The following is a 12,073-nucleotide window of genomic DNA, read 5'->3' as shown; positions in this document are numbered from 1 at the left end:
AACTCAGATTTTTTTAGCGCTTTACGCTTTCAAGAGCAGATTTTTATTAGTCAAAGCTGTCACCAAAATGTCAGTCTATTCTGCTTTACAGTAGAATAAGCTTGAGTAACCAAACTTAAAGGAAGCCTCATGATAGATCCGAAAAAATTCGATGAAATCGCCGACACTATTACCCGTGCCTTGCCACCAGGCTTACTGCAGATGCGTGAAGACGCTGAAAAGAATATTCGTGCTGCAATGAGCTCTACGTTTAACAAGCTGGATTTAGTGACCAGAGAAGAGTTTGAAGTGCAGTCGCAGGTGTTGCTACGTACTCGTGAAAAGCTGGAAGCACTGGAAAAACGTGTAGAAGAACTGGAACAGCTCAATACAAAATAAACGTTTTACCATCACTAAAAAGGACGTTAGTAGAGAAATGAAAAAATCAGTGACTTTGATCCCATCAGCGCTGCTGGTGTTGATCATGCCAATGCTGGCAGGCGTTCAGGCAGATACGTCTTCACAATCTGCCGCTACGATCAGTCAAAACCATAAGCAAAGCCTTGAAGGACATTGGGTGGATACCTCAGGACGTGGGGTTTTAACCTTTGATAATGGCATCGCATTTTTATCACCAACCGGTGAAGCTGATCCACAGAATACCTATCAGGTTGAATTATCAGCTGATGATCAGTTGACGATGATACCTGCAGAGGGCAGCAAAAAAACCAATAAAACCATTACCACCGAAGTGGACTGGCAGAAACAAAGCTTCAGTTTCAAAAATGGACTTTATAACTTTGTGCGTCCACCGCAGATAAGTGCACAGGAATTGGATGGCTATTGGCATGAAGAAGCTGATATGCAGGCCCAAAGCATATCCGAGCCATGGAATATAAAGATAATGCCACACGCTACGATTACTATTGGTGGCGGGTTACCCAGGCATTGGGCACCTTTCAGAAAGGAGTTGATAGGGACGTACCGTTAAAAATGCAGCATGGTTTTGTGTTTACCGACCCTAAATCAAGCAGTCCCTATGTACATTATGCAATCAAAAAAGAGGGTGACACCATTCATTACGTAGATCGTAATGGTGCTACCTGGTCAGAAACCAAAACCGATACGCTTTACGTCTATGAAGTGCCAAAAGGCTTTAAAGAGATGAAAGACTGGATGACACCTTGATAACTCCGGCGTATATTTCTCCACATTTTTATCATTAGAGAATCCTATGTCTACATTTGAAAATGTCACGGTAACCCGTGAAGCCAATATCTATTTCGATGGCAAAGTCACCAGCCGCAAAGTCACCTTTGAGGATGGCAGCTATAAAACGCTTGGCATTATGATGCCGGGTGAATATAAATTTGGCACCGAGAAAGCCGAGTTAATGGAAATTCTCGCCGGCCAGCTGCGCTACCGTCTCGATGGCGACACCGAGTGGACACCGATTACCTACGGTCAGTCATTCAATGTACCGGCTAATTCATCATTTGATATCGAAATCACCGAATTAGTCGATTATTGCTGCAGTTATCTTGATTAAATTGTATTGAAAATGATTTTGCTAAACCGCCGTATGTTGCAGTACGGCGGTTTTTTTATGTCTTTTACCACACCTTCTGTCATTAAATCGTCATTTAACCTTCATTTATCGGTCATATACAAACCTTAGCATTCGATTGTGAACCGCAATACTGCGGTGCTAAATATTGCGAAAGGTGATGATATGACTACAACCAAGACATCTCAATCGATTCTCTCAATTGATAATCTTGGTATTACCTATCCAGGTGGTATTGAAGCATTACGAACAACTTCAATCGACTTTCAAGCTGGCAAATTCAATGTACTGCTTGGATTATCAGGAGCCGGAAAATCGTCGTTATTAAGGGCACTGAATCATCTAGTCAAACCGACTTCAGGTAAAGTGATTTCAGCCGAATTCGGGGTATTGAACAATCAACGTACCCTGCGCCGACATCGCCGTAAAACCGCTATGGTTTTTCAGCACCATCAATTGATCCTGCGTCACACCGCTTTACAAAATGTGCTGATGGGTCGGCTGGGTTATCACTCATTCTGGCGTAGCCTTATGCCGATGCCTAAAAGCGATTTGGAGCTGGCATTACATTGTCTGGATAGGGTCGGGTTGGCGGATAAAGCCATGACGCGTGTTGATCAGTTATCTGGGGGCAGCAGCAACGAGTCGGTATTGCTAGAGCCTTGGCTCAGCAGCCCACCATCATTCTGGCGGATGAACCCGTTGCCAGTCTGGATCCTGCTACTTCCGAAAAAGTCCTGTCTCAGCTGAAAAAAATCTGTGCTGAAGACGGTATCACCAGCATTGTGTCTTTGCATCAGCTTGAATACGCCAAACGTTTTGCCGATCGCATTATTGGTCTGGCCAATGCACAAGTGGTGTTTGATGCTGCCCCTGAACAGCTTGATGACAAACAACTGGCGTTGATTTACCAGCAACCTGCTGAAAAAAATAAATCCACCCAAGATAGCCAACCCAAATCCTCCCCTGAACGTTTACCTACTAAAACTGCAACACAACTGGAGATTGCCTGATGAAACTGTTTAAACAATTACTGTTAGCGACATCCTTATTGGTCACTGCCGTTGCCCCAAGCATGGCGGCTGATGCTGACCCAGATCCGGATACGTTAAAAGTTGCCTTACTTCCCGATGAAAATGCGTCAGAGCTCATCAAGCGGAATCAACCGTTAAAAGACTATCTCGAATCCACGCTGAATAAAAAAGTAGAGTTGATTGTCACCACCGATTATTCCTCGATGATTGAGGCGATGCGATTTGGCCGTATTGATTTAGCCTATTTTGGACCACTTTCTTATGTGATGGCGAAATCGAAAAGTGAGATTGAACCGTTTGCTGCCATGGTGATAGATGGGGTGCCGACTTATCGTTCTATTCTGATTGCCAACGTCGATTCCGGTGTGGATTCATATGCGGATATCAAAGGTAAAAAAATGGCCTACGGTGACCGGGCTTCTACCTCCAGCCATCTCATCCCTAAAACGGTGCTGTTGGAAGAAGGTGGGATCGAAGCAGAAACTGATTATGAACAGCATTTTGTGGGAAGCCATGATGCCGTTGCAGTGAATGTGGCCAATGGAAATGCCGATGCCGGTGGCTTGTCTGAAGTGATTTTCAAGTATGTCGTAGAACGCGAACTGATTGATCCGGCGAAGGTAAAAGTGCTGGGTTACAGTAAGCCGTTTCCTCAATACCCTTGGGCCATGCGTTCAAACCTGAATGATGAACTGAAAGTACAAATCAAAGACGCCTTTATCAGTCTGGATGATGAAGAAGTGTTGAAGAACTTTAAAGCCGAGGGTTTTGCACCGATTACCGATGCAGACTATGACGTGATTCGTGATATGGGCAAATTACTGAATCTTGATTTTTCCAAGATGTAAGGTTGATTTATGACTACCCATGTCCTTGAACAATCAGAGGCACTGAAACGTTACAGCCAGCGCTGGAAAAAACAAACTCTGCAAGTGATGGCCTTATTGGCCATCATTCTGCTGGCAGCCTGGTATGTTGATGTCCTTAATTTTGAATTACTGGCGAATGGTTTGCCTGCTATTGGCACATTGGCCAGTGAATCATTTCCACCCGACTTTACCCATCTTCGTGACTGGTTTTCACCCTTATTGGATACCCTGGCGATGAGTATTGCCGGAACCGCGATTGCTGTGATGTTTTCGGTACCAATGGCGTTTTTAGCAGCTCGCAACACATCTCCCCATGGTGTGGTTTTTCAACTGTCACGCATCGTTTTGAATGCTTTGCGATCAGTGCCAGAACTGATTATGGGGATTATTTTTGTTGCTGCTGTCGGTTTTGGGGCATTACCCGGTGTATTGGCTTTGGCACTGCATTCGATTGGTATGGTGGGCAAGTTCTTTGCTGAAGCGATAGAACATGTGGATGAAGCGCCCGTTGAAGCAGCCCGAGCAGCCGGCGCTTCGCCAATGCAGGTGTTATATCACGCCATTCTGCCCCAGGTAATGCCTCAGTTTGCCGATGTGGCCATTTATCGCTGGGAATATAACTTCCGTGCTTCCACGGTCATGGGCATGGTCGGAGCCGGCGGCATCGGTTTTGAGCTGATGGGGTCGCTACGCATTATGCAGTATCAGGAAGTATTTGCGATTCTTCTGGTGATTTTGTTGATGGTTACGCTGGTTGACGCATTAAGCGGCGTGTTACGCAAAAAATTCAAGTAAAGGATGACAATGAAACCAAAACTGGTGATTACCCATAAAGTACATGATGAAGTGCTGGAAATGCTCGCACCGCATTGTGATGTGATAACCAATCAGACGACTTGCAGTCTTTCACGGCATGACACCATGCAGCTGGCAGCGGATGCTGATGCGTTAATGGTGTTTATGCCGGATCGGGTTGATGCAGATTTCCTAAAGGCCTGCCCTAAATTGAAAGTAATCGGTGCTGCATTAAAAGGCTATGACAATTTTGATGTGGAAGCCTGCACGGCGAACAATGTCTGGCTGACCTTTGTGCCGGATTTACTGACCGTTCCCACGGCTGAATTGACCATTGGTCTGATGGTCGGGCTGATCCGCCATATTCGGGCATCCGATGAACATGTGCGAAGCGGCTATTTTAAAGGCTGGCGACCACAATTTTATGGGCTTGGCGTTGAAGGCTCTACCATTGCCATTATCGGCATGGGAGCGATTGGTCAGGCGATTGCTCAAAGACTGTCTGGCTGGGATGCAAAATTAATTTATACCGATCAGCAGCCTTTATCTGCTGAAAAACAGGTGGCATTAAACCTGGAGTTTGTGTCACTGGATGAAGCGCTTGCACAGGCTGATATTGTGATTATGGCCTTGCCTTTAAACGCGCAAACGCAGCATTTAGTGAATGAACCGCGTTTAAAGCAGATGCAGTCCGGTGCGTTTTTGGTCAATCCTTGTCGTGGGTCAGTTGTCGATGAAGCAGCCGTTTTACGCATGCTGAGTAAGGGCCATCTGGCTGGGTATGCCAGTGACGTATTTGAAATGGAGGATTGGGCAAGAGCGGATCGACCAGGTGAAATCGATCAGGAGCTGTTGACGCATCCCAAGACGCTATTCACCTCACATATCGGTTCAGCTGTAAGCAAGGTTCGACTGGCCATTGAACAACGTGCCGCTGAAAACATTCTCAGCGTATTACGAGGTGAACGGCCACTTGATCCAGCAAATCAGTTATCTGACAAAAAGGAAATGTCATGCTCAACCTGATCTGGCTGAAAAGCCTGATAACCGTGATCGAGCAGCACAGTTTTCAGGCGGCGGCCAGTCAATTGGGTTTAGCTCAACCTACCATCACACAGCATATTCAAAAGCTGGAAGAAATGCTGAAGGTGTCACTGATTCAGCGAGGACGTAGTGGCTGCCAGCCGACAGAACATGCGTTAAGGTTGTTGCCTTATGCTGAGAGCATGTTACGTCTACAGGACAGAGCGTTACTGGCAATTAAGTCACCCAAGCTTAAAGTGGGTGCCAGTTCCAATATCGGTATTTATCTATTGCAGCCTTATTTACATGATTTTCTTCGCCATCAATCACAGGAGGAAGACAAGCTGGACTTACTGATTGATAACAATCCTACAGTTGCTGACAAACTGGAAAACGCTGAAATCGATATTGCCCTGATGGAATGGTGGTCATCTAAAGCCGGGTTTGAATCGCAAACCTGGAAAATAGAACCTTTGGTGTTGATTACACCCACGGATCATCCGCTGGCAAAGCTGCCATCAATAAGTAAATCAATTTTAGCCGGACTGGATTTGATAGGCGGTGAATCGGGGAGTGGAACAGGTCGATTGCTAAAAACGTATTTACAGGATTTTCAGCAGATGCCCAAAGTCACAATGCAACTAGGAAGCACAGAGGCTGTGAAACAGGCAGTTCGGGCGGGGCTGGGTATCTCACTGGTATTTGCCTCTGCCGTTGCCGATGAGGTAAGGCATGGAAGTTTATGCGCCATTCCGATTGAAGATAATGCTTTAAGAAAGTCCATCCAACTTGTCTGGCGACAACACCCGGCCGCTCAACAGAAACGGCCGGAGTTTGTCGATTATCTGCTACAGGATAATCCCTAGGGTCTGTTGATCTTTCATAGCCGCCTCTGTTGTGACTGAAAATGCACCAATCAAGGCGCGAGGAGAGCAGTTTAGTTATTCTAAATAAACGACGAGTAACGCGGAAAGGTGCATTTTCAGGCACAACCCGCAGGGCTGGGACTATTTTTCCGCCTCACGGCGTTGGAAATAACTTATGTAGAGCAACTACATCGCATCATTTCCGCCTTGTGAGACAAAAAAATAGCCTCCAGCAGTGGTGGCTCTGAAAGATCAACAGACCCTAAGGCGTTTATTCCCAATCGTAAACCAGATTCAGCCGATAATTGGTATCAGTCGTTTCAGCATCGCCGGCTGGTTGACTGTTGTACTGACTTCTCAGGCTGGCGCGTAGCTTCCAGGCTTCATCGTTGGTAATTGGCAATTCAGCGCCAAAATTAGTGACCAGCAGATAATTTTGTCCGGGGCTGCTAAACGAAGGGTAGTAAGTTAAATCGTGAAACAGATTCATTCGGCTATTGAGGTTGTAATTGGTTTCATAACCTAACACGCCCGTTGGATCTTTTTCAGTGGTGCCATCAGAGTAACTTTCAAATCGATAACCGACACCGGCAAAGCCTTTAAAGACTAAATCCGGTTCCTGAATAAAAAATCGACCCAGACTGGCGGTGGCTATTGCCCGTAAATCCAGTTCTTCAAAATCATCAATCTCAAAATCGGCGCTGCCACGGGCAAAATAGTTTTCACTGATATCACGTTCTAATTTGATACCCGCCAGTTTCTCGTTCTCGGTTTGTTCGTCATCTTCCTTGGCATAATTGACTTCCAGGTACATGCCTAAACGTTCATTCACAGTTTCTCGGAAAAGCTCACCCCGACCGGTGACGGACATTCGATCAGTATTACCACTGGCTCCCTGAATACCAAATGCCAGATTACCGCTCCATGGATCCAGTAGTGCTTCGCGTTCCGCTCGGAGCTGTTGCACTTCGGCTGTATACGTTTCTTCCAATGCGGCTTTTTCCTTTGCCTGAGCTGTTTTGATTTGCTCAATTTCCTGCTGATATTGCTGTTCCAGTTGAGCATTCTGGGGTTGCACAGCATCTTTTTCCCACAGCGTATTAATCCGTTTTGGATCGATATCCACTGTACCAAATGCTGTACCAGTTAACTGGTGTTGCCCCTTATCATTAACCGTCAGCTGGCCCAGAACCCGATCACTACTATCAAGTTCAATAAGATGCTTCTGATCTGTACTGATTTGTGTCACTCGATTGAAATCAACGGTAACTTCATCGGCAAAAGCAGTATCCATAACCACTTTGCCTTCAGAAATCTGTTTAATAGAACCTTTAAGAATACTGCCATCATCGAGCAATATCTGATCCGCTGCGAGGCTGGTGGAAGTGAAAAGAAGAACGGTGGATATAGCGGTGCTCAATCGACGTTGAAGCATGATTTCTCCGTGTTTGATTAAGGTCTTCCGTGAATCTACGACGATTATTTGATGGATTACCTTTGGTTCAAAAATGCTTTGCCAAGGATGCGAAACCGAAGCTTTATAAATTGACTGAAACGTTATTTTTAAAACAATTTATTCGCGGTCTGGAAAAACGACTCCCACAGACCCTAAAAAATAAAACGTGAAAATACTGTGAAAAAGAATATTCATTTTCTTCAAATGACGTTTGGCTGTTGTCACTTTTGAGAATTTTCACTTGGGAAAATTTCCTAGGTTTGCTGAAGCTGTGCCGTTATAATCTTTTGTTATATGGCATAACGCTTTAAGCCATCACCGATCCCCTTATCAGGATAAACAATGAAGTTCATAAATAACCTGCCGATTGGCAAGAAAATTTTCACCGTGGTCATTGTTCTTGGGTTGACCCAACTATTGATAGCGGCTTTTGCAATTTTAAAAATGCAAGAAATCTCAGAAGAATTTTCGGTGATGAATGAGATGGTTATTCCACTTGAAAGACGCGTCGCCAAGACCAGCGAACTTCAGTACAAAAAAGCCGCTACCTTGCAGTCACTTTTGCTGAATGCCCGCTCTGGTGCGCCCAGAAGTATCATCAAGACCCATTTCGCAGAAATAGAAAATATAACCACAGAGAGTCAGCTTACCTTGGCTGAAACCGTCGGTATTCTTGAACAAGCCAAAAGCACAAACCTGCAAGCTGAAATGCTGGTGGATGTGACAAGCATGTCGGAAAATATTGAAACAATCGTTCAACAGCAACAGAACTATCAGGCTTATGTAGATGCAGCGATCAATGTCATCAAACGGGGTGGCAGCATGTCCGGCGGTGGTTATTTGTCTGAAGAGGAACAGCGAGAACTAAAAACGATTGAAGCTGAATTATTCGTCACTCTGGCTGCGTTGAAGGCGAGTATTGATAACATTTCACAACGGGCGGTCAGTAACGTTGAACAGAAACAAAAAACCAGCATCCTTAGCCTGATAGCCATCGCTGCAGCATCATTATTACTTGGTGTCTTCATTTCAAAAATTATTATTAATAATATTGTCCGGCCCATCAAAGAGGTTATGAGTACCCTCAGCGCGATGGCACAGGATAACGATCTCACCAGAAGAATGACCTTCACCAGCAAAGATGAAGTCGGAGCGATGGGCAGTGTGTTTAACTCGTTCGTTGAAAAGCTTCAGGAGCTGGTAGTGGGGATTACTTCTGCATCCGAGCAGTTATCGACCGCCGCTGAAGAAACCTCGGCAGTCAGCGAAACAACCAATACCAATATTGCCAAACAGAAAAATGAAACGGCGCAGGTTGCTACTGCTATCAATCAAATGACGGCAACGGTAGAAGAAGTGGCGGCCAATGCTGAGAAAGCATCAAATGCCGCCCGCAAAGGTGAAGCTGACTCTGAAGCAGGCAGAAATGTCGTTGAGCAAATCTTGACATCAATTAATGCATTAGCCTCTGAAATCAATGATTCCTCCGGCGTGATTACCAAAGTGAAGACGGATAGCGAAAACATCGGTCTTATTCTGGATGTCATCAAAAACATCGCCGAACAAACAAACCTGTTGGCACTGAATGCTGCTATTGAAGCCGCCAGGGCAGGGGATCAGGGACGAGGTTTTGCAGTCGTGGCAGATGAAGTTCGTACACTCGCTCAACGCACTCAACAATCTACACAGGAAATCGAATCGCTTATTTCAACATTACAGGCCGGTTCAGATAATGCGGTTCAATCCATGGAGCAAAATCAGTCGAGTATTACACAACTAGTCGCCAAGGGCACTGAAGCCACAAGTTCGTTGCTGGCAATTACACAGTCAGTCCGTGCCATCACCGAGATGAATCTATCGATTACCACAGCAGCAGAAGAACAAAGCCATGTGGTAAACGATATCAACCGAAATATTCATACCATTCAACACGTGTCTGAAAGCACCGCAGAAGGCTCAGAACAAGTCTCCAAAGCCAGCCAGGAAATTGCCAAGTTAAGTGAAAAACTCACGGCGATGGTCAGGCAGTTTAACGTTTCATAAAACAATCGCGTAAACGTTTTCTTTAAATATAACCAGGGATTTGTTGATCTTCATAGTCACATTTGAATGATCAACAGACCCTTGAGGTCACAAACTTTATTTATTTGTAGATAATAATGAATATTATTTAGATTATTATTGACAGTAATTTTTGACTAGCTGATAATTTATCAATTCATCGTTGCTATACATGCGGCGATTCCTCTCCTCGTTAGTAAGTTGAAGATAAATGTCTCGCATTGATAATAAAAAAATCCCGTTAAAAGCTTTAAACACTAAGTCCCAACGTCATACTGCTGCTCTTCTCCTATGTACTCCATTAGTTGCTGTGTCTCTTAACGTGAATGCACAGGAAGAAAGCGATAAAGAAGTCTATCGGTTTGCCCCAATCATCGTTAATACTCAAGCCATGGCTGACGATGATGCAAATTCAATCGTCGCTCAGGAAATTTCGGTGGGTGGAAAAGTAGCGACCAGTATTCTGGATACACCTGCTTCTGTCTCAGTGATTACCGAAAAAGAAATTGAGCAACGCCATGCGAGCACTACAGAAGAAGTGTTGCAATACACGCCTGGCATTATCACGGATTATTACGGTACGGATGATCGTAATGATTATTTCCAGATCCGCGGCTTTTCAGCGACAACATATCGCGATGGTCTGACCTTAGGATCAATGCGAGGTGTGCGTGAAGATGCCTATGCCTTTGAGCGTGTTGAAGTGTTGCGTGGTGCTAACTCAACTTTGTTTGGGGCTGCTGATCCGGGTGGATCGGTCAATTTTGTCAGCAAAACGCCAAAATTTGAGCAGTTTGGCAGCGGTTATGCCCGTTATGGTTCATTTGACCACAAAGAGGTCGGTCTTGATGTCGGTGACACCTTAAACGAAGACAAAACGCTCGCTTACCGCTTTACCGGTAAATTTCAGGACAGTGAACGCGAATACGATTATTCCAAAGACGATAATGAGTTCTTTATGGGCGGCATTACCTGGGAGCCAACTGATTTCACCTCTGCGACATTATTATTGGATTACCTGAATCGCGATAGTACGCCTAACAGTGGTGGTTATCCTAAAGACAGGGAGTATGACCGCGATGAGTTTTATGGAGAACCCGATTTCAATTCTCAGGAAGTAGAACGCACCAGCATAACCGGCATGTTCAGCCATGACTTTGATAACGGTTTTATTGTTCGCGCTAATTTACGCTATAGCGATTTAACTGATGATTTTGGTTATGCTTATTTGACAGGCACTTCAAGCGCCGCAGGTGCAAACAGAGCTTATTTTGGGACAGACAGCCAAGCTCAGGAGCTAATAGGTAACGCAATTGTGCAATATGATGCTCGCTTTGAGCACTTTGATACAAGTACGCTTATTGGTGTTGAGTATCGTGATGCATCTACCGAAGATAGTAGTATTTATGACCCGAATGTAGTCGCACCTATTAATATTGCCAATCCAGTTTATAGCGGTATATCGAGTCTTCCAGCACCATATAGTGCAAATGATCAGGATTACACAACGGAGTCTATTTTCCTACAACAAAACCTGTCATTTGCTGAGCGTTTTATTGTTACGGCTGGAGTTCGTACTGATCACATGGATCTTTCAAGTACGGATATTACCGGATTCGAAAAGTCGGATAATTTAACTGAAACATCATTGCGTGGCGCGCTAACCTATAAAGTTACAGACGAGGTTTCCACTTATATCAGTATGGTTGAATCGGTTGCTCCTCCATCAATTGGTGTAAAACCAGAGCGTGGTAAGCAATATGAAGTGGGTCTGAAATTTGCTCCTGCTGGTTCTAACGCGCTTTACTCAATGGCTATCTATGATCTTACTAAAGACGATGTCACTATCGCTGTTGTTCAAGAAAATGGATCGATTGAACGGGAGACTATTGGTGAATCAAGAGTAAAAGGGCTGGATTTAGAGGCCAAAGTAGAATTAAGCGATAGTTTCAGCTTAACCGGTGCTTATTCTTACATGGAGACAGAAGTAGTAAGCGGCACCTTACGTGATGGCTCTTCTATTAAAGGCAATGAGTTTACATCTGCACCAAAACAAATGGCATCGGTTTGGGGGCATTACACATTTCCTGCTCGGGATATGAGTTTGGGCCTTGGCGTTCGTTATACTGGCTCGTACTACTTCGATGCAGTGAATTCAGCAAAGAGCGATTCAGCTACATTGGTTGATTCTTCATTCAGTTACGAGTTTTACCAAAATACCGATTTAACGGTTTATGTACGTAACTTGTTTGATGAGCAACACGTAGTGGGATCCGGTACGGCCAATTATTACAATCCGGGCCGCGAAGTCCTGGCTACAGTTAACTATAACTGGTAAATCCATCAGCTAATCAAGAGGTCAGACATTTAACAATGTCTGGCCTCTTTTTATTGTTGATATAGGAAACTGATAACCAGGTTTG

General features: G+C 44.7%; 13 protein-coding genes. 12 read left to right on the top strand and 1 reads right to left on the bottom strand.

What is annotated here, in order from left to right; translation table 11 throughout:
- The first annotated feature begins 129 nt into the window (after window positions 1-129).
- The 10 genes from ubiK to AC08OG_RS10925 all read left to right on the top strand — a co-directional run bounded on the left by ubiK (window position 130) and on the right by AC08OG_RS10925 (window position 6,133).
- Window positions 130-378 (top strand): ubiquinone biosynthesis accessory factor UbiK, encoded by a 249-nt coding sequence (gene ubiK, locus AC08OG_RS10970; RefSeq protein WP_292353981.1) that lies wholly within the window; start codon window positions 130-132, stop codon window positions 376-378.
- 37 nt (window positions 379-415) lie between these two features.
- Complete coding sequence (locus AC08OG_RS10965) at window positions 416-970, top strand: hypothetical protein (protein ID WP_482929509.1); 555 nt, start codon at window positions 416-418, stop codon at window positions 968-970.
- 2 nt (window positions 971-972) lie between these two features.
- On the top strand, window positions 973-1,167 hold the full coding sequence (locus AC08OG_RS10960) for a hypothetical protein (RefSeq protein WP_292399694.1): 195 nt from the start codon (window positions 973-975) through the stop codon (window positions 1,165-1,167).
- Between the two features lie 46 nt (window positions 1,168-1,213).
- Window positions 1,214-1,528 (top strand): pyrimidine/purine nucleoside phosphorylase, encoded by a 315-nt coding sequence (gene ppnP, locus AC08OG_RS10955; RefSeq protein ID WP_136552894.1) that lies wholly within the window; start codon window positions 1,214-1,216, stop codon window positions 1,526-1,528.
- A 183-nt stretch (window positions 1,529-1,711) separates the two neighbouring features.
- Window positions 1,712-2,296, top strand: a complete 585-nt coding sequence (locus tag AC08OG_RS10950) for an ATP-binding cassette domain-containing protein (RefSeq protein ID WP_482929508.1) — start codon at window positions 1,712-1,714, stop codon at window positions 2,294-2,296.
- Window positions 2,209-2,559, top strand: a complete 351-nt coding sequence (locus AC08OG_RS10945) for an ATP-binding cassette domain-containing protein (protein WP_482929507.1) — start codon at window positions 2,209-2,211, stop codon at window positions 2,557-2,559. Before AC08OG_RS10950 ends, AC08OG_RS10945 begins: the two co-directional genes overlap by 88 nt.
- Window positions 2,559-3,428 (top strand): phosphate/phosphite/phosphonate ABC transporter substrate-binding protein, encoded by an 870-nt coding sequence (gene phnD / locus AC08OG_RS10940; RefSeq protein WP_292353989.1) that lies wholly within the window; start codon window positions 2,559-2,561, stop codon window positions 3,426-3,428. Before AC08OG_RS10945 ends, phnD begins: the two co-directional genes overlap by 1 nt.
- A 9-nt stretch (window positions 3,429-3,437) precedes the next feature.
- Window positions 3,438-4,244 carry a phosphonate ABC transporter, permease protein PhnE gene (gene phnE, locus AC08OG_RS10935; protein WP_292399688.1) on the top strand — a complete coding sequence of 269 codons (807 nt, stop codon included), beginning with the start codon at window positions 3,438-3,440 and terminating at the stop codon, window positions 4,242-4,244.
- Between the two features lie 9 nt (window positions 4,245-4,253).
- A complete protein-coding gene (locus AC08OG_RS10930) occupies window positions 4,254-5,270 on the top strand; it encodes a phosphonate dehydrogenase (RefSeq protein WP_292399685.1) in 1,017 nt (338 codons plus the stop codon).
- On the top strand, window positions 5,258-6,133 hold the full coding sequence (locus AC08OG_RS10925; protein ID WP_292353994.1) for a LysR family transcriptional regulator: 876 nt from the start codon (window positions 5,258-5,260) through the stop codon (window positions 6,131-6,133). The genes AC08OG_RS10930 and AC08OG_RS10925 overlap by 13 nt, the downstream gene beginning before the upstream one ends.
- 271 nt (window positions 6,134-6,404) lie before the next feature.
- Here the strand turns inward: AC08OG_RS10925 and AC08OG_RS10920 are convergent, their stop codons facing one another.
- Window positions 6,405-7,568, bottom strand: a complete 1,164-nt coding sequence (locus tag AC08OG_RS10920; RefSeq protein WP_292399682.1) for a DUF481 domain-containing protein — start codon at window positions 7,566-7,568, stop codon at window positions 6,405-6,407.
- 363 nt (window positions 7,569-7,931) lie between these two features.
- Between AC08OG_RS10920 and AC08OG_RS10915 the strand changes: the two genes are divergently transcribed.
- Window positions 7,932-9,632 (top strand): methyl-accepting chemotaxis protein, encoded by a 1,701-nt coding sequence (locus AC08OG_RS10915; protein ID WP_482929506.1) that lies wholly within the window; start codon window positions 7,932-7,934, stop codon window positions 9,630-9,632.
- 229 nt (window positions 9,633-9,861) lie between these two features.
- A complete protein-coding gene (locus AC08OG_RS10910; protein ID WP_292353999.1) occupies window positions 9,862-11,988 on the top strand; it encodes a TonB-dependent siderophore receptor in 2,127 nt (708 codons plus the stop codon).
- Window positions 11,989-12,073 lie beyond the last annotated feature (85 nt).

This window comes from Methylophaga sp. F7, from assembly GCF_056863975.1.
The sequence above is the reverse complement of the archived record's forward strand: the minus strand, read 5'-3'. Positions and strand labels throughout refer to the sequence as shown.